Genomic DNA, 18,694 nt, shown 5'->3' with positions numbered 1-18,694 from the left:
TGTATCATTGGTTATGATAAGGTATTTGGAATATCCAACAGATTTTTCTAGGTATGATTGAATAAGGGCTATATGATAGACCCGTTTTAAAGAATCACTACAAGAAGAGCGGGAATAATTATATTCATATATGGAATAAGTAGATAAAAATCAATGAATGAATGGTATGACATGGAAATATTGAGCCGATATCTTTTTTTCGCTGTGTTTCACTGTATTTCGCTATGCTTCTCTGTATCTAGTCATATTAATAACTATATCATCCATTTAATTTCGCCTTTAAGTTCAGCGTCTAAAAATAGCGCAGCTCAGTGAAGGTTGAATTTATCAAAGCTTGCCTCATATCAATGAATTAATGCGTCCGCTGTCCTATATAATAATAGTTAGCTGCTACATAACAGTAGCCACCTAAAGTATTTATAATAAAGATTATTGAACATTTGCAGCATCACTACTATTCACCCAATCCATTATTAGAGTTCGTATGACTACATCTATCACGCCTTCCTCAGCTTCCACGGACAATCCGCCTAACTTATCGATGGCTGTCATCTACCATAGTAACTACGGACATACTAGGCGTGTTGCCGAAGCTATAGTGATGGGCGCGCGCCAGCAATTGCCAGACGCACAAGCCAAAGCGGTCGATGTTCATGATGTCGATTGGGAGTTTTTGGATCAGGCGGATTTACTAGTTTTTGGTAGTGCCGTATATATGGGCAGCGTGACGGCAGGCTTTAAGACCTTTATGGATGAGACATCCAAGCGTTGGTATCATCGTAAATGGGAAGGTAAGTGGGCCGCAGGCTTTGCCAATTCAGGCGGTTTGAGTGGTGATAAGCTTGCCGTCTTGCAGCAGATTTGTCTTTATACCATGCAGCACGGGATGAATTGGATAGGTTTGCCGCTTATGCCAACGGGTCATGAAGCGCATGATTTAAATCGTCTTTCAAGTTTTTTGGGTTTGATGACTCAGTCGCTAGATGGTCCACCTGAAGAAACCCCAGGGAAGGGCGATATTGATACAGCTATCTGGTTTGGTGACCATTTGGCGAAGACCATTATCAAGCATCAGCCTAAACAGCAAATGGAAGCCGCTAAAAACTAGCCTAAGCAGTCACTCAGGCGCTATCAGTATTTTGAATACTTTATGAAGGGCAAAACAAAAAAGCAGATATCAAATCGATATCTGTTTTTTTTATTGAGCGTTATTTTGTGTTGCTACCTTTTTAACCACAATGGTTCTAGTAACATCATTATCAATGATAAAGGGATTATCAACAGTATTCTTAGCAGGAATAATCATAACTAATGCAGCGGTAGGGGTAGAGATACTTTCATTAGGTACAGTGGTTAATGGCCGGTCTTTAACAGCGAAAGTTTTCGCAGGGAGATTTTTGACAGGAATTGGGCTTTCGACAAATTGAAAAGATTGGCAACCTGTCAGAGGTATCGTCGCTACAAGCAGACATATAAAGGCAACTGATTTCATAAGGACATCTCGGGCGCTAGTTGGCGATTTTAAAATGGTTAACGACGTTAAAATAATGCGCGACATTAGCATGGCGCTTATCATAAACAAAACAATGGAGGATACAAAAGGCTATTTATTATTAAGGTTGAGATAATGTGTAAGCTAGAGAGAACAGCAGATATCACGACATAAAAAGGCGATTGACCCTAAGCGCTATGTATCTATTATGTACACTTATAATTGATAATGATAAGCAATAAAGCCGAAATTTAGCAGATAAATTGTTTTATATATTCGTTTTTACGGATGAAATTAAGATTTATTAGGCTTTAGTGATTGTTTTCTAAAGGATTTATCTAATTATTGATAATTATAATATAAAAATACATATTAATTTATTCCAAGGTAGCAGCGCTAAAGCGTTTCTTTAAGTTTTGTAAAAAAATGCAGCCAATCCGTTACTATTCAAGTAATAGTCGTGAAATAGTCTTACATTAGTGAGGTGAGTAGACATTCTTTAGCAACTATTTTTATTAGGTTGCTTTTATCACCCTCTTTTATGAAGCATTTACTGGACGATTTGCTACCTCATTTAATGGATTATGCATTGGGCATTATAAGTCATCAGTTATAAAAACTTGCCCAATATCGAATGTCTTATCCCAACAATAATTACAACACCCTAGGTGCCAGCTATATGAGGATATTATGAAGCCACTTTCTGTGATGTTATCGATGCTTGTCATTGGTATTACCTCCAGCGCCGCAATGGCTGAAGGTGTTAACCTTCCTAATGCCAGCTTGCCTAATGTAAGCCCTGCCAATAGCGAGCTTGTCAATCGCGGTGCATATATTGCCCGTGCTGCTGACTGTATGGCATGCCATGGTGAGGATTACACCGGCGGCACAGTGATTGAAACTCCGATGGGAGAGATTTATTCAACCAATATTACGCCCTCTAAACGTTACGGTATCGGCGATTATACCGAAGCGGATTTAAAGAACGCTTTGCAAAAAGGCCGTGCACCAAGCCACATGCTGTATCCGGCCATGCCGTATCCTTCTTATAGCGGCATGAAGGAAGAAGATATCAGCGCATTGTTTGCTTATTTGCAAACCGTACCGGCCGTCGATGAAGCCCCGAAGCACAAAACCAATTTACCGTTTCCTTTTAACATTCGCAGCTTAATGCTTGGCTGGAATTTCCTCAATGTACCGTCTACCGAAAAGCGCGACGGACTGAACGAGACCCAAAAACGCGGTGAATATCTGGTCAACAATCTAGAGCATTGCGGTACTTGTCATACCCCGCGTAATAGCACCATGGGTTTCGATAAAAAAATGTATCTATCAGGTGCTCAGCTTGGTCATTGGCATGCGCCAAATATCACGCCCGATGAGTCGAGCGGTATCGGCAGTTGGAGTGAGCAAGATATTATCACCTATCTACGTACCGGTGAGCTAGACCAACGCGCTTATGCGGGTGGTCCCATGGGTGAAGCAGTCGCGCATAGTACCCGCTATCTAAAAAATGAAGATTTGAGTGCCATTGCTTCGTATCTAAAAGCGATACCAGCCATTCAAACAGAAGATAAGGTCTCGGCTGTTGATGTGTCACGCTTGCCAACGCCCGACAATGAATCTATCACTCATGACCTACTTGCGCAAAAAGATTATTTAGCCCAAGCAAAAACAGAGGTGAGTAATGGTAGCAATTCGCCAGAATCGCTATATCTAGCAGCATGTGGTAGCTGTCATGGTGTCGATGGTTACGGTCAGCCTGATGCGCGTTATGCGCCTATCGTGGGACTCAGCAGTATTCGCCGCGAAAAGCCTGATGCCCTCGTTAATATGATATTGCATGGGGTAGAGGGAGCGACTGATACGTCGCCTATCATGCCGGGGTTCTCAGAAGAGCTGAACAGTGAACAGATTGCTGGCATTACCAACTATGTACGTGTCAATTTTGGTGGGCTTGCTAACAGTGAGGTCAGTGCTGCTGATGTCGATCGCATCGCCAACACAGGGGTGGATAAACCTTTCTTAATCAAGTACGCAGGTTTATTGGCAATCATCGGTATTCTCGTTGCTATTGCGGTCATTATATTTATTATACGAGCCATTTTACGTTCTAAGCGCCGCTGTTAATTCGAATTTCGCTATTTGTAATGACTTCGATTGCCATGGTTTCGATTTAACTACGTTCAATTGACGTCATACAAATAGCAAAAAACTCAATCAAACAGCGGACTAGTAAGCTTATAAATGCGTTTTAGGTAGTTATTATAAGACAGCTATTATCAAACAGTTATTATAAGACAGGGGTTAACGGCAATACGGTAGGGCAGCTTGGCAAATAAACGTAGAATTAAGCCAAGCTGATAAATAGCATACATACTGATAAATAAAGATAGGTGTTTATCAATAAAACCAGTGTCTAAGAATCAGTGTCTAAGCACCCGTGTTTACCGTCATGCACGAACGTCTACTTTAAGGATATTATTATGAAAGACATGCTTCAATCACCAACGCGGCGCCAACTGCTCTCGATGATTGGTAAAACAGCGGGCGCAACCGCCATGTATCAGGCAATGACGACGTTAGGATTTGCCTCAGAATCGAGCTTTAAAGAAACCATGGACCTTAAGGGTGCACCGCCGGGCGCTAGTATCGTCATACTTGGCGCCGGTCTTGGCGGCCTGACTGCGGCTTACGAGCTACGTAAAGCGGGCTATGATGTCAAGGTGCTCGAGTTCCAAAACCGTGGTGGCGGTCGTAGTTGGACGCTCAATAGCGGTGATAAATATACTGAGCTTGGCGGCGAAGAAGTCACCTGCGATTTTGAAGAAGGTAACTATTTTAATGGTGGACCATGGCGTTTGCCAAGCCATCACTATGCCGTTTTTCATTATTGCAAACAGTTCGGCGTTGAGATGCAGCCTTTTATTCAGACCAATGACCGCGCTTATCTGCATCGTAGCACCCATTTTAATGGTGTGCCGCAGCGCTTGGGTGATGTAAAAAACGACATCCAAGGGCATGTATCAGAACTATTATCAAAAGCGGTCAATGTTGGCGGTCTTGATCGTTCGGTTAATAAAGAAGATAAAGAAAAGCTCCTAGAAGGCTTAAAAGGTTGGGGGGTACTCGATAAAGACTATCGCTACCGTGCCAGCAATGCGACCAGTAAGCATCGTGGTTATAGTGTTTTTCCGGGTGGTGGCTTGATGCCCGATGAAACCCCATCAAAGCCTTTGCCTATCAGTGAGATATTAGATTCAGGCATGTGGGCAGATATTTATGGCAACCATATGACCTATGCGCATCAGCCAACCATGTTTCAGCCTGTTGGCGGTATGGGTAAAATCGGTGATGCGTTCACCCGTGAATGCCGCGATATGATTGAGTTTAATGCCAAAGTGACCAAGATTCATCAAGATGAAAGTGGCGTTACCGTTGATTATGTCGACAGCAATAGCCCAAATGGCGCGACCAAAACCATTCGTGCTGATTGGTGTGTGTGTAATATTCCTCTAACGGTACTGACCCAAATTGATATCAACGTCTCAAAACCGATGAAAGAGGCGATGGCAGCTGTGCCTTACGAGACTTCTTATAAAGTGGGCTTAGAGTTTAATCGCCGCTTTTGGGAAGAGGACGAATGGATCTATGGCGGCTTGACCTATACCGATATGCCGATAGCGCAGATTGCTTATCCTTCAGAAAATATGTTCAAAGACGGTACAGGTGTGTTGTTGGGCGCGTATGGCTACGGCCCAACTTCTTATAAATTTAATACCTTAACCCCGCAAGAGCGTATCAATGTCGCGCTGGCTTACGGTAAGTATATCCATCCTCAGTATCCAAAAGAGTTCCGCGCCGGTACATCAGTCGTCTGGCACCGTATCCCGTGGACACTTGGTTGTTATGGTATTTGGAATGAGTCGACTCGTCGTCAGCATTATGACACCTTGTGTAGTATTGATAATCGTATTGTACTCACGGGCGAGCATTGCTCACACATTCCGGCATGGCAAGAAGGTGCTATTTTATCTGGTATGGATGCCGCCAAGCGCCTACATAAAAAAGCAAAAATGCTGGGTTAATATGAATAACTATAAAAATTCAGAGGCTATCATGGACAATGCAATCGTGAATAAGGCAGTCGTGAAGAAAAAAGTCATGAAAAACATGACCCCCAAACTGCTGACTGTGATGCTGCTAAGTTTGCTGAGCAGTGCAGCGCTTTTAGGCTGTAGTCAACAGTCAGATGATGAAGTGACCATTTCTACGGTACAAGATCAAGACTCCTTGACAACCAATGACTATCAAGCAAGTCGTAATACGGGGGCGTGGGGCGGCGTATATATGAGCCGTGAGGAGCTTGCTGCCCCTGCTATCAATATCGTCGATAACAGCTCACTTCCTACTATGGATAGCGATCCAAGTATTGCCGAATGGGAAGCCAAGTTTGAAGGCACGAATGCTTTTGTGACGACAGATGGTAAGAAACTGTATCACGACTCTTGTGCCGCTTGTCATATGCATAAAGGCGAGGGTGCTTATGGCGCAGGTTATTATCCGCCCCTGGCTGATAACAGTAAGATGCAATCGAAGTATTACATCATTGATATCTTGATTAATGGCTTTCGTGGTATGCCATCCTTCCATAAGATGATGAATGATGAGCAGATGGCGGCGGTCACTCAGTATGTGGTCAGTGATTTAAATGGTTATACTGATACGGTTACCGCTGAAGATGTGGCGCAGCTAAGACACGCAGTTCCACCAGCCAGCGATCCTAGTGATGAGTAATACAATGAGTTAATGTTTTAGTGCTTATTTTTAGTATAGTCAGTTCAAAATAAAAGCGAGACATTATAGCTGTGTGCGACTGGTATAAATTTTCCTTGCTTGCTGTTATCACAGAGGCTACGAAAAATTCATCCCAGTCGTACTGTATCGATTTTAAAGTAATTCTACTATATCACTGATTATTACTATAAAAATCGCTCAATTGTTTCAAGCCAAAAAAAGCGCCTAATGACTTATTAGGCGCTTTTTTATATCGAGGATTTCATTTCTAGGATTTGCTTAATTGGTAAAATAACAATTTAATAAATTCATAAGCTATTTAGGACTCGCTGACCAAACTGGCGAGCGGATAGTACCTTGACCAGATTTACCAAATGATTCGCCACCATTCAATGATTTGATGGTCAGTACGCCTTTACCGCCTTGCTTTGAGGCGTAAACCACACGTTTACCATTGGGCGAAAAACTTGGAGCTTCGTCGATACCAGTATTGCCTAAGTTGGCAGTGACCGCGCCGCCACTGTTCATAATGGCAGCTGAGCGACCACTTAAAAAGGCAATTTGTGAGCCATCGCTACTGAACTGCGGGCTGGTCGCATAACCACTGCTTGATACTTGAGTCGTACGTCCTGAACCAAATTCATAACGATAGATACGCGGTTTGTTAAACCCTGCACGGTCACTGACGAAGACAAAAGATTTGCCATCAGGGGCATAGTTCGGCTGCACTTCACTGCTTGGCCAATTGGTGATACGTCGAGGCGTACCGCCGCTGGCGCTCATCTCATAAATATCAGCACTGCCTTCAAAGCTACTAGAAAACAGTATCTTGCTACCGTCTGGTGAAAATGAAGGGCTAAGATTGCTACCAGGGAAGGGCGTTAATGGTGTCGCACTGCCGCCGCTCACGCTTTGTACATAGATAACAGGATAAGACTTATCGCGCTGCACTGAATAAGCGATGCGATTGCCGTCGGGTGACCATGTAGGCGAGAAAATAGAGCCTGCCACCTCGGTAATGGTTTTGGCATTTTCGCCATCAGCATCCATCACTTTTAGGCGCGATATTTTCTCTTTGCCAGTGCCAATCTCTTCGATATAGGCAATGCGTCCTGAGAAGTCGCCGGGAATGCCTGTGATAAGCTCATATACTTTATCAGCGATAACATGACCTGCGTAACGCATGCTTTCTTTATTATTATCAGCGGTGAGGCTTTGTTTGCCTTCTATCACGCGCCCAGATTTGATATCGATGACTTCATAATCGGTGACGACTTTACCGCGATTACTGCGCGTGCTACCAACGACAAGATAAGGGATACCCATGCTTTGCCATACAGGTAGTGTGCCTGCTAACTCGCTACTACTGCGCGGCTGCTGCGGTAGGTTTTGACTGGTGACTTTTAGCTCTGTTTTACTTAAATCATTTAAGACAATAGACGATAAGGTCGTGTCACCAGCAAAGGGCACAAAAGCCACTTGGTTCTGCTGCACCGGAATCTCATAATCCAACTCTAGAACGACGGGTGCTGCAAAGACGCTAGGAGCAAGCAATAAGCTTGAGGTGCTGGCAAGTAAAGAGAGACATAGTTTTGTATGGATGCGCATGACCAAATCGAACTCCTAGGTTGGGATAATGTTTTTTAAAGGCGGTAAACTGACGATAACGATAATATCGCCGCATATATAGGTTGCGTTAGCTAAAGTTAGCAATAATATCGTCTTAGGGCAACTGATTAATTGCTGCCCTTAAACTGTATGGTAAAGGTAGGGTATTTAGGATCATCGGCATCAATTGGTAAGCTGCCGGTATTCAACACCGCCTGCTTCGCCGCTTCATTGACCGCGCTATCAGGTCCTGAGGCAGAGACGTTAACCACATTACCACTAGCATTGACAGTGATGGTTAAGGTAGCGCGCTGCGTCGAGCCTTTTGCTGCCGTCGGTGGATTATAGTTGCGTTTGATGAGGTTGATAATTTCACTATTGCTAGCACCGCGGCTGCCACTGGATGCCGAGCGGCTACTGCCTTTTGCGGTACTTGAAGTCGTGGCGTCACCAGATAGCATCGACTGTCCATCATCTCCTAAGCTAAGCGTTTGACCTGCGCTACCAGAACTACCGGTATTGATTTCTATATTTCTATCATTGGCCGTAGGGCGTTTAATCTTAGGCGGATTATTTTGCTTATTACGAAAATCTCCGAGTCTTTTTTGCTCTTCAATAAGCTGTTGTTTCTTATCTTGTTCAATTTGCTCATGCTCTTCTAGTACAGACTCATCTAATTGCGCTGCCCACTCCGCCATATTACGCTCATACTCTTGCGTTTGCTCAAGTAGGCGTTGGTGTTGCTCTTCACTCATTAGCATGGGGCGACTAGCGGAATCATCAGAACGGGTAAAAACAGGCACGCGCTGAGAATTGGGCTGCGTTGGGCTGTCGTAGCTGACGCTGCCATCAGTACTATTTTCTGGCATATTACTGGATGAGCCGCTCGCACCGCTGTCGGCTTGCATGGCGCTGGCAGCCGCTGCACGATTGGCAAGTATCTGTCCTTGCATCTCAGCCAATTGTTCAGGGGATATCATGACGGTCTCAATAGTGCCCGCGGTCTCGACTTCCATATTCTGATAGCTATAAATTAGGATACCAATCACAAGACCATGTGCCAGAAAACTGAGCAACGTAGGCAAGGTTAGCCCGTTACCTTCAGGTTCGGTCGGCACATAAACAGTCGGCGCATTACGCATGGCACTGATACTCAAGGATATGGTACTCAAAAACAGGGTACTTAAACATAGGGCACTCAAAAATAGCGCATTCAAGAACGTGAGACTGAAAAAAGAGCTTCATCAAATTATCTACTTTATTATAACCAACTGAGCTAAAAGTGGGCGGTCTTATTGAGCTAAAAGTGGGCGGTCTTATAATGAGGGCGCGTTATTATAATGAGGGCGCGGGCAAAGGCGCGCCTGTCAATAGCCCTACCTTTTGGATGCCTGCTTGTTGTAAAGTTGCCATCAGGGTCATGATAGCGCCATACTGATTGTTTTGATCGGCATTGATCATCACTTGTAAAGGCTGTGCACCCACTTCGCTACTTTGATTTTGCAGATTGGATAATGTATCAATCAGCTCCGGCTCGCTAATCGGCAAGTCGATATTGTTCTCATAACTGATAAAAATCTCGCCACTGCCCGTTAACGACACAATCACGGGTAGCTGACTTTGGCTCATGGTATTGGTTTGCTCTTTTGGCAAATCAACGTCGACGCCCGTAATCAGCATCGGCGCTGTGACCATAAAGATAACAAGCAGCACTAGCATGACGTCGATATAAGGAACAACGTTCATCTCCGCATTCAGCGCTTTTTTCTCACGGCGATAGGGACTTTGTTTCATAGACCGGTTACCTGAGTGCTTTGATTAACTTGGCTAACTTGCGTACTAGGCTGCGGATTTTCGATACTGGTTTCGCGTTGGAGCATCCCCGTCATCTCATCACAGAATAAAGCACGTGAGTCATATAGGCGGCTTGATTTGGCGGTAAAATGGTTATAAGCCAATACCGCAGGAATAGCGGCAAACAAACCCATGGCAGTGGCAATCAAGGCTTCAGCGATACCGGGCGCAACAGTCGCTAGGGTCGCTTGTTCGCTTTGCGACAGTCCCAAAAAGGCATTCATGATGCCCCAAACGGTGCCAAATAAACCAACATAAGGTGCTACCGAACCAATACTTGCCAGCGTCGTCAATCCTGATTCTAACAACTGCTGCTGACGACCCAAGCCAACGCGAAGCTTACGTTCAACGCCATCGATGATGTCATCTTTAGGCTGACGTTTTTTATGCATTCTTAAATATTCAGAAAACCCAACATAAAAAATCTGCTCAAGCCCTTGGCGCTCAGGCGAACCTTGCACGCCTTGATAAAGCTTCGCCAAATCTTCTCCTGACCAAAACCAAGTTTCAAACTGCTGGTCGAAATTTTTGGCCGTACCCAAACGGGCACTCATACGAAAAATAATCACCCAACTAAGCAACGAGGCTAATAATAACAATGCCATCACAATCTGTACCAATAGACTGGCTTGGGTGATGAGGTCGACAATATTTAATGATTCAGGCATGGGTTAGGCTCATGGGTAATTAATAATAACGGCTTTGATTTTAATGGCTAAATGCTTATAGCGGCTAGGGGCGGGTAGCATTTTCACAATATGTTAATTCTGCCTCTTCGCTATAACCCCGTAGTGTACTGTGAAATGATAAAAAGGTCATTTATTAAAGTGTTAAATGTAAATTTAATCGTTGGTGCAAAAATTATAATAGTGAATGGGTTTTATAAGGCTGTCGATATAGTCAGCTAATTGTGCCCATTAACTTAAAAAGCGTGACATTAATTGAAATTGTAAGACAATTTCACTAGAATGTAATTGTTTGTTGCTATCGCTTTTCATGGTGGCTCTGCATTTGCCAAAGTTATATGTGGCTAAAGGATTAAAAACATCATCTCGAATCTTAGTTTGTAAGCGTCATTTATAGTCGCAATTTGGAAGCGTCATTTATCGTCGCAATTTGGATGTATTTTTATATGTTTGATTTAAAAGCAGCATTGATGGTCGCTATTGCAAAACGGCGCTTATCAACGCAGGTGGATAATGATAATTTACTTACTGCTATTTGGAAGCGACTCTTATGAACGCAATCGAACGCTATTTTGGGATCAACGGTGAAAATACCACGATCAAAACAGAGATTTTAGCTGGTGTAACCACGTTTTTAACCATGGCTTACATCATTTTTGTCAACCCTAACGTACTTGCTGACGCTGGAATGGATAAAGGCGCGGTATTCGTTGCCACCTGTCTTGCCGCCGCTATTGGTTGTTTTATCATGGGGTTTTATGCCCGCCTGCCAGTCGCGCAAGCCCCAGGTATGGGACTCAACGCCTTCTTTACTTATGGCGTGGTTTTGGGCATGGGCTACAGCTGGCAAACGGCGCTTGGCGCGGTATTTTTGTCAGGTTGTATTTTTGTCCTACTCAGCTTATTTAAAATCCGTGAAATCATCATTAATTCTATTCCAGACAGTATCAAACAAGGCGTTGTCGCTGGTATTGGTGCATTTTTGGCGTTTATCTCCATGCAAACTGCTGGTGTCATCGTTAATAACGATGCGACATTAGTAGGTCTTGGTGATATGACAGCATTTGCGCCGGCAATGGCAGCACTTGGTTTTATCATTATTGTTGGTTTGTCTCACAAAAAAATACCAGGTGCGGTAACTATTGGTATTTTGCTGGTAGCACTTATTAGCCTTATCACCGGTAATACCCAGTTTTCAGGTATTATCTCAGCGCCGCCGTCTATTGCTCCAACGTTTATGCAGCTTGATATCGCTGGTGCGTTTGATGTAGCAATGATTAGTGTTATCTTTGCCTTCTTATTTGTGGATTTATTTGATACGGCAGGTACGCTGATTGCAACCACCAGTCAAGCAGGTTTGATTGGTAAAGATGGTAAAATTCCTAATATGGGTAAAGCGTTGTTAGCAGATTCGACGGCGACTGTAGCAGGTACTTTACTGGGTACCTCATCAACGACCAGTTATATCGAAAGTGTCTCAGGTATCGCCTCCGGAGGTCGTACTGGATTAATGGCTGTGACCGTTGGCGTGCTATTTTTACTCAGCGTGTTCTTCTCACCGCTTGCTGCCATGATTCCTGGTTATGCGACAGCAGGGGCTATCTTTTACGTAGCAGTACTGATGATGGGCACATTAAAAGACGTGAAATGGCATGACTTAACAGAAGCGGCGCCAGTCGTGGTGGTCTTGTTATTTACGCCTTTGACCTATTCTGTTGCTGACGGTATTGCACTTGGCTTTATCACCTATACCGCTATCAAGGTAGTCGCTGGTAAATTCTCTGATGTGAGTATTCCTGTTTGGCTTTTAACAGCTGTATTATTGATTAAGATTGTCTTCTTATAAAATATTAGCTAGTGTGTTCACCATAAAAACCCTCTTTATCTACTAATCTGATAAAGAGGGTTTTTTATAGGAAAATCATAGGTAAAACGTGAATAAGTGGGATAGGAAAACCCTAATTATGGCTTCAAAAAACCAGTTAAATCAGCGTCAGCAATCTAGATATATAACCAAATCTTGATATTTACTGTGATGTTAATAACCAATTGTTTTTAAACCATATTCTGCTTGGTTAAAATAAGTAACAGCGTGCGTTTGACGCTTTTTTTATGCTACCATGACTAAGCTAAGCGCATCACCTCAATCAACGCCGTAGAGGTTTTTCTTACAGTGAATTTGCGTCATATAAGATGACAGATACGGTTTTATTAAAACGATACCGCATCTGAGCATCACTCTCCATTCACTACTAACAAGAAGAAGGCACTAATGCCGCTTAGCTGTTCGTTGTTGCCTTTATATTGTTAACGTAGCCCGTTTAACACTAAAACGACCTACTTGACCGCGTCCAGCCTATGCTGGATTTTCTCGTTTTGTGATGGTGTGGTTTGGCCTTTTGATTATTGCTGTAAATATTCATCGACGACTATTATTTAATTTAATCATGTATTCAATTTAATGATGGTTATAAGTATTTTCCAAAAATAATCAGAATTTTTACCACGCTATTTATTATGGTTTTTAAACGATAGTTATGGAGTTGTTATGAACCCAGTAGACCAGTTTACCCCGCAAGAGCCGATTTTATTTAAGCCGGTAGATTTGCTAGCGCCAGACTATATTGCTCAGTCGTCAGAAACGCTGCACGCCCGTATTTCACCTTTATATAGCGTGGATGAAGAACGTTGGTTGTCAGAATTGTTGCCCCTTGCCAAGCCGACTGATAGCGAACGTGAAGCCGCTGCAACGCAGACGCGCCAACTGGTCGAGCACGTACGTAATGATGGCAAAGCTGTGAAAATGGTTGACTCATTATTACTTGAATATAGCCTCGATACCCAAGAAGGTATCTTGCTGATGAGCTTGGCAGAGGCATTGATTCGGGTGCCGGATAACTATACTGCCGATGCGCTGATTCATGACAAAATGAGTGTGGCTGATTGGAAAAAGCATCTAAAAAATGACAATGGCTTCATGGTCAATGCCTCGACGTGGGGCATGATGATGACCGGCCGTGTGGTCAGTATTGATAGCAATACTACGGCATCAGGGTTTTTGGACCGCATGACCAAAAAGATGGGTGAGCCGGTCATTCGTAGTGCGATGCAAAAAGCCATGCGTATTATGGGTCATCAGTTTGTATTGGGCGAAACCATTGAAGGGGCGAATAAAAACAGCCAACCATATCGTAATAAAGGCTATACCTATTCATTTGATATGCTAGGTGAAGCAGCAATTACCCATAAAGACGCTGAAAAATACTTCAACGATTATCTGCATGCGATTAAAGCCACTGCCAGCATTAAAGTTAAAGAGGGTATGCCAAAGCCGTCGGTATCTATTAAGCTGTCAGCCTTGCATCCGCGCTATGAAGCGACCCAAGAAGAGCAAGTCATGGGTCTATTACGTCAACGCTGCCTACTACTGATTGAGGCGGCGCGTGAAGTTAATGTCGATATCAGTATCGATGCCGAAGAAGCCGATCGCCTTGAGATTTCTCTGAAACTATTTGAGTCTCTATATCGCGATAATTTAACCGCTGATTGGGATGGGCTAGGTATCGTAGTCCAAGGTTATTCTAAACGCGCGATTGCTATTTTAGTGTGGTTAGCGCGCTTGGCAACTGAAGTCGGCGATCGTATTCCAGTACGTCTGGTAAAGGGCGCGTATTGGGATACTGAGATTAAATTGGCGCAGCAAAAAGGTCTATCCGGCTATCCTGTGTGGACGCGTAAAGAAGGTACGGACACAGCCTATCTTGCTTGCGCGCGCTTCTTATTGTCTGAGCATCTGCGTGGTCTGATTTGGCCACAGTTTGCGACGCATAACGCGCACACGCTAGCGTCGATTATGACCATGAGTGCGCATAGAGACTTCGAGTTTCAGCGTCTACATGGTATGGGCGATGCGCTTTATGACCATATCTTGCAAGCCTATCAAATTCCGGTACGTATCTATGCACCGGTTGGCGCCCATAAAGACTTACTACCATATTTGGTACGTCGATTGCTTGAAAACGGTGCCAATAGCTCGTTTGTCCATCAGTTATTAGACAAATCTTATCCCATTGATAAGCTAACCGTGCATCCATACGACAAATTATTGACCAATGATACTTTACATAACCCTGATATTCCGCTGCCGTTAGATATCTATGGCGAGCGTCGTGCCAGTTTCGGTCCCAATATTTTTGTAGAGTCGCAATGGCTACCGTTTAAAGCTGCTATTGATAGTCATCTGCATAAAACGTGGTCAGCAACTTCTATTATCAATGGTAAAGCAGTTGATGAATACGAAGCGGATGGTAAGACTCATCAGCTTGAATTTCAGAAAGTGTGTGCACCTTGGAATCATGAAGTCATCGCTGGTGAGGTAAAATATGCCAATGCGGAATTGGCGGTGCAAGCTATCGATGCGGCAGTAGCAGGGCAAAGTGCGTGGCAAGCAGTACCAGCCGCGAATCGTGCTGCTATATTGCGCAAGGTGGCAGACTTATATGAAGAAAACTATGCTGAACTGATGGCGCTCTGCCAGATTGAAGCCGGTAAAACCATGCAAGACGGTATCGATGAAATCAAAGAAGCGGTTGATTTTTGCCGCTTTTATGCCGACGAAGCAGAGCGTTTAGACGACGTAGTTCATGAGTTTACTGATTTAACAGGTAAACCCTCGCGTCAGGTTTATAAAGCACGCGGTACTTTCGTATGTATCAGCCCTTGGAACTTCCCATTGGCTATTTATACCGGTCAAATCGTTGCAGCACTAGCAGCAGGCAATACAGTAGTGGCTAAACCTGCTGAACAGACCAGCTTAATCGCTCATTTTGGTGCGCAGTTAATGTATCAAGCTGGGGTTCCAGCCGAAGCATTACAGTTAGTGACGGGTGCGGGCGATGTTGGTGGTGCATTGACAGCTGCTGATAATATCGCAGGCGTTATTTTTACCGGTTCAACCCAAACGGCGCAGCGTATCAACCAAAGCTTAAACAATCATGTGCAAGCCAGTGGCGAGCTACCGGTCTTTATTGCTGAGACGGGTGGTCAAAATGCCATGATTGTTGACTCAACCGCGCTACCTGAACAGGTGGTTAAAGATGCGGTATTGTCAGCCTTTGGCTCAGCCGGTCAGCGTTGTTCAGCCTGTCGTATCTTATGCGTGCAAGAAGAAGTCGCGGATAATTTAATCGAATTGCTACAAGGGACTATGGCCGAATTGGTCGTCGGTAATCCCCTACACGTAACCACAGACGTAGGTCCGGTGATTGATGCGGATGCCAAGCACAGTCTGGAGGCACATATCGAACGTATGAGCGCTGAACCAACAGCAACTATTTTGGCGCAGACGCCTATGAGTGCAAGCTCGGTTGTCAGCGAAGAGCATTCTACCTTTGTCTTGCCAACGGCGATTGAGGTCAAAAGTATCGATGTCATCGGTGGCGAGCATTTCGGTCCGATATTGCATGTATTGCGTTATAAAGCGCCTGATCTGAATAAGCTTATCGATGCCATTAATGGTACTGGTTTTGGTCTGACTTTAGGTATTCATAGCCGTATTGAAAATATTGCCGAGCATATAGAGCGCCGTGCGTTTGTTGGTAACACCTACATCAACCGTAACCAAATCGGTGCCGTTGTAAACGTTCAGCCATTTGGTGGCTGTGGTCTATCGGGTACGGGTCCAAAAGCGGGTGGTCCACATTATGTAGCCCGTCTCATGCAGCTGCAATCTGAGTTAATAACGACTGAATCACTCACTCAAACACAAATCGCATAAGGAGTAGCAAGATGGCGACTGAATTTAAAAAGAATCATGCCCAAGTTTGTGAATCTTGGCGATTACTTGGCGCGGTCAATCGCGCAACGTATCTACAAGCAGCCATTGCAAAGTTGGCCTTGCTAACTGGCGATGTTAATAAAGCAAAGCGTTTATTCAATCATTTATTAAGTGCTGCGCCAAGCTTAGATGAAGTGCAGCGTATGACGGGCGCGACGGGTGAATCCAACGATTTATACGTGACCGCTCGTGGCAAAACCATGGTCATCGGTGGTGAGTCTGCGCGCGCAATGGCAGTACTTGGGCAGCTTATAGCCGCATTATTGACTGGTAACGAGGTGATACTACATTGCCCAAGCCAAGATGAGATGTGCAATGAGGCTGCAAAAATACTGTACGAGACGGGCATTAGTGATGATGTGTTGAGTGTGGCGAACGATTCACAGACCGTGACGCTGCTATATATCGATCGTCTGGCACAAGTGGCTGTCGCTGGTAATCAAAGCGAAGTCCAAACGATTAGCCAAGAGCTTGCTAATACTGACGGCATCTTGACGCAAGTCATTGCTGTCACTGACATGGAAGGACTGTCAGAGATGCTGACGCCTGATTATCTCTATCGCTTTGTCACCGAACGGGTAAGAACCATTAATACCACAGCGATTGGTGGTAATGCCAGCTTACTGGAGCTTGGAACAGAGTAATAATCTCGTCTAGATAAAAAGTTAGATTATTGCTAGTAGATAAAAAATAGAAGCACAAACATAACGGTCAGTAATTGTTTTCCAAGCGTTTTGGGAAATGATTACTGACCGTTTTTTATAGTCTTTTTAAAGTATTTATTATTTTGCTTAGAAGTTAAAAATCTCTTAAATCCATGGTTTTTTAGCTTGTAGGCAAACAATAGTGGTGATACTATAAATAAAACCTGACCAAATAGTCATCTTTTTAATTGATATTGTGACCAATAATAAGGTGGGGAATTTAACTAGAGCAGCCTACAACTATTAACAAGGATTGTTAATAGATTTAAGATCATATTAATCAAGGATGATTAAAATGTCTCAATCTTTAGAGTCTCAAAAAAACGCTGAGCTGATGTATCAGCTCAATGACAAGCCTAGCTTTTGGCCGGCAAGTTTTGCCGCTTTACAACACCTCTTGGCTAGTATCGTCGCTATTGTCACTCCTACCTTGATTGTCGCCGGAACCTTGGGTTTGGGTGATTACGTTCCTTATCTGATCAGCTGTGCGCTCATCTCCTCTGGAATTGGCACTTATATTCAATGTAAAAAAATAGGTCCTATAGGCGCGGGCATGCTCAGTTTGCAAGGTACTAGCTTTGCTTTTTTAACCGCTATTATCGCTGCTGGACTGATTGTAAAAGGGCGGGGTGGTTCACCAGAAGATATTTTGGCTACTATTTTTGGGGTTAGTTTTTGTGCCGCCTTTGTCGAGATTATTCTTAGCCGCTTTATTCACAAATTAAAAAGAATATTTACCCCTGTGGTCACTGGCACTATTATTATTCTCATCGGTGTTCCGCTGATTGAAGTTGCCATGACTGATATTGCAGGCGGTTTTGGCGCCGAAGATTTTGGCAGTTTGCAGAACCTATTCTTAGGGATGGTTGTGCTGGTATCGGTGATTGTATTTAACCGCTCAAAAAACCCACTATTAAGACTTTCTTCTATTGTCATTGCCTTAATCTTAGGAATGTTAGCCGCCTTTTTCATGGGCAGATTAGACTTTTCTTCATTAAACAATGTCGGTTTTATTACCATTCCTATCCCATTCAAATTTGGTTTTCAGTTTGATATCACCGCTTTTATTCCATTAGCTATTTTGTACTGTGTCAGCGCCCTCGAAACGACGGGCGATCTAACAGCCAACGCTGTAGTATCAAAAGAGCCTGTCAAAGGCCCTGTCTATCTTAATAGAATTCAAGGCGGGGTATTGGCAGATGGGGTCAACTCTATGATTGCTGCCACCTTAAACAGCATGCCGTCGACCACCTTTAGCCAAAATAACGGCGTCATTGCGCTTACGGGCGTCGCCAGCCGTCATGTCGGTATTTATATTGCGGCTCTTATGATTGTCATTGGATTGTTTCCTATCTTTGGCGCCATATTGCAAACCATGCCGCAGCCAGTACTTGGTGGCGCAACATTGGTTATGTTTGGGACAGTAGCGGTAGCTGGCATAAAAGTATTGGCTAGCGCTAAGCTTGACCGCCGTGATATGTTGATTATTGCTACTTCTGTAGGCATCGGTATCGGCGTATCTATGGTGCCTGAGGTGTTATCACAACTGCCTGAGTTTATACGTAACGTGCTGATATCGCCTGTCGCTATAGGAGCGATTACTGCCATTGCATTGAGTTTATTCTTACCAGAAGATACCCAAGACGCTGATATATAAAAGTAAATATTTAATAGAAGTGTGATTGGTAAATATTATTGTGTGATAGCTATTACATAT

At 43.8% G+C, this 18,694-nt stretch carries 13 protein-coding genes; 8 read left to right on the top strand and 5 right to left on the bottom strand.

The window, feature by feature from the left end:
* Window positions 1-484: 484 nt before the first annotated feature.
* The gene (locus B3Q63_RS00395; RefSeq protein ID WP_296172453.1) at window positions 485-1,108 is read left to right on the top strand and encodes a flavodoxin family protein; all 624 of its coding nucleotides are present in this window, start codon (window positions 485-487) and stop codon (window positions 1,106-1,108) included.
* Window positions 1,109-1,198: 90 nt separating this feature from the next.
* Here the strand turns inward: B3Q63_RS00395 and B3Q63_RS00390 are convergent, their stop codons facing one another.
* On the bottom strand, window positions 1,199-1,492 hold the full coding sequence (locus B3Q63_RS00390) for a hypothetical protein (RefSeq protein ID WP_296172451.1): 294 nt from the start codon (window positions 1,490-1,492) through the stop codon (window positions 1,199-1,201).
* 690 nt (window positions 1,493-2,182) lie between these two features.
* On the opposite strand from B3Q63_RS00390, the gene B3Q63_RS00385 reads away from it, so the two are divergent.
* The 3 genes from B3Q63_RS00385 (at window position 2,183) to B3Q63_RS00375 (ending at window position 6,289) form a co-directional block, all read left to right on the top strand.
* On the top strand, window positions 2,183-3,622 hold the full coding sequence (locus tag B3Q63_RS00385) for a cytochrome c (RefSeq protein WP_296172449.1): 1,440 nt from the start codon (window positions 2,183-2,185) through the stop codon (window positions 3,620-3,622).
* 356 nt (window positions 3,623-3,978) lie between these two features.
* Window positions 3,979-5,580 (top strand): flavin monoamine oxidase family protein, encoded by a 1,602-nt coding sequence (locus B3Q63_RS00380; protein ID WP_201618647.1) that lies wholly within the window; start codon window positions 3,979-3,981, stop codon window positions 5,578-5,580.
* Window positions 5,581-5,656: 76 nt separating this feature from the next.
* A complete protein-coding gene (locus tag B3Q63_RS00375; protein ID WP_201618702.1) occupies window positions 5,657-6,289 on the top strand; it encodes a c-type cytochrome in 633 nt (210 codons plus the stop codon).
* 315 nt (window positions 6,290-6,604) lie between these two features.
* Here the strand turns inward: B3Q63_RS00375 and B3Q63_RS00370 are convergent, their stop codons facing one another.
* The 4 genes from B3Q63_RS00370 to tolQ all read right to left on the bottom strand — a co-directional run bounded on the left by B3Q63_RS00370 (window position 6,605) and on the right by tolQ (window position 10,419).
* Window positions 6,605-7,897 carry a translocation protein TolB gene (locus tag B3Q63_RS00370; protein WP_296172447.1) on the bottom strand — a complete coding sequence of 431 codons (1,293 nt, stop codon included), beginning with the start codon at window positions 7,895-7,897 and terminating at the stop codon, window positions 6,605-6,607.
* 128 nt (window positions 7,898-8,025) lie between these two features.
* Window positions 8,026-9,069 carry a TonB C-terminal domain-containing protein gene (locus B3Q63_RS00365; protein WP_296172444.1) on the bottom strand — a complete coding sequence of 348 codons (1,044 nt, stop codon included), beginning with the start codon at window positions 9,067-9,069 and terminating at the stop codon, window positions 8,026-8,028.
* Between the two features lie 163 nt (window positions 9,070-9,232).
* Window positions 9,233-9,691, bottom strand: coding sequence for a protein TolR (gene tolR / locus B3Q63_RS00360; RefSeq protein WP_201563520.1), 459 nt, complete (start codon window positions 9,689-9,691; stop codon window positions 9,233-9,235).
* On the bottom strand, window positions 9,688-10,419 hold the full coding sequence (gene tolQ, locus B3Q63_RS00355) for a protein TolQ (RefSeq protein WP_296172440.1): 732 nt from the start codon (window positions 10,417-10,419) through the stop codon (window positions 9,688-9,690). The genes tolR and tolQ overlap by 4 nt, the downstream gene beginning before the upstream one ends.
* A 568-nt stretch (window positions 10,420-10,987) precedes the next feature.
* Here tolQ and B3Q63_RS00350 point away from each other — a divergent pair.
* The 4 genes from B3Q63_RS00350 (at window position 10,988) to B3Q63_RS00335 (ending at window position 18,634) form a co-directional block, all read left to right on the top strand.
* Window positions 10,988-12,283 (top strand): NCS2 family permease, encoded by a 1,296-nt coding sequence (locus tag B3Q63_RS00350; RefSeq protein ID WP_201563518.1) that lies wholly within the window; start codon window positions 10,988-10,990, stop codon window positions 12,281-12,283.
* Between the two features lie 702 nt (window positions 12,284-12,985).
* Window positions 12,986-16,213 (top strand): bifunctional proline dehydrogenase/L-glutamate gamma-semialdehyde dehydrogenase PutA, encoded by a 3,228-nt coding sequence (gene putA, locus B3Q63_RS00345; protein ID WP_296172434.1) that lies wholly within the window; start codon window positions 12,986-12,988, stop codon window positions 16,211-16,213.
* 11 nt (window positions 16,214-16,224) lie between these two features.
* Window positions 16,225-16,917 carry a 1-pyrroline-5-carboxylate dehydrogenase gene (locus tag B3Q63_RS00340; RefSeq protein WP_201628563.1) on the top strand — a complete coding sequence of 231 codons (693 nt, stop codon included), beginning with the start codon at window positions 16,225-16,227 and terminating at the stop codon, window positions 16,915-16,917.
* Window positions 16,918-17,272: 355 nt separating this feature from the next.
* Window positions 17,273-18,634 carry a uracil-xanthine permease family protein gene (locus B3Q63_RS00335; RefSeq protein ID WP_296172431.1) on the top strand — a complete coding sequence of 454 codons (1,362 nt, stop codon included), beginning with the start codon at window positions 17,273-17,275 and terminating at the stop codon, window positions 18,632-18,634.
* Window positions 18,635-18,694: the final 60 nt, after the last annotated feature.

This window comes from Psychrobacter sp. UBA2769, assembly GCF_002352555.1.
Lineage (GTDB): Bacteria > Pseudomonadota > Gammaproteobacteria > Pseudomonadales > Moraxellaceae > Psychrobacter > Psychrobacter maritimus.
This window is presented reverse-complemented; position numbering and strand designations above follow the sequence as displayed.

Coding starts and splice junctions, on each gene's coding strand:
- B3Q63_RS00395 (WP_296172453.1), top strand. CDS start 485: ATGACTACATCTATCACGCCTTCCTCAGCTTCCACGGACAATCCGCCT.
- B3Q63_RS00390 (WP_296172451.1), bottom strand. CDS start 1,492: ATGAAATCAGTTGCCTTTATATGTCTGCTTGTAGCGACGATACCTCTG.
- B3Q63_RS00385 (WP_296172449.1), top strand. CDS start 2,183: ATGAAGCCACTTTCTGTGATGTTATCGATGCTTGTCATTGGTATTACC.
- B3Q63_RS00380 (WP_201618647.1), top strand. CDS start 3,979: ATGAAAGACATGCTTCAATCACCAACGCGGCGCCAACTGCTCTCGATG.
- B3Q63_RS00375 (WP_201618702.1), top strand. CDS start 5,657: ATGAAAAACATGACCCCCAAACTGCTGACTGTGATGCTGCTAAGTTTG.
- B3Q63_RS00370 (WP_296172447.1), bottom strand. CDS start 7,897: ATGCGCATCCATACAAAACTATGTCTCTCTTTACTTGCCAGCACCTCA.
- tolR (WP_201563520.1), bottom strand. CDS start 9,691: ATGAAACAAAGTCCCTATCGCCGTGAGAAAAAAGCGCTGAATGCGGAG.
- tolQ (WP_296172440.1), bottom strand. CDS start 10,419: ATGCCTGAATCATTAAATATTGTCGACCTCATCACCCAAGCCAGTCTA.
- B3Q63_RS00350 (WP_201563518.1), top strand. CDS start 10,988: ATGAACGCAATCGAACGCTATTTTGGGATCAACGGTGAAAATACCACG.
- putA (WP_296172434.1), top strand. CDS start 12,986: ATGAACCCAGTAGACCAGTTTACCCCGCAAGAGCCGATTTTATTTAAG.
- B3Q63_RS00340 (WP_201628563.1), top strand. CDS start 16,225: ATGGCGACTGAATTTAAAAAGAATCATGCCCAAGTTTGTGAATCTTGG.
- B3Q63_RS00335 (WP_296172431.1), top strand. CDS start 17,273: ATGTCTCAATCTTTAGAGTCTCAAAAAAACGCTGAGCTGATGTATCAG.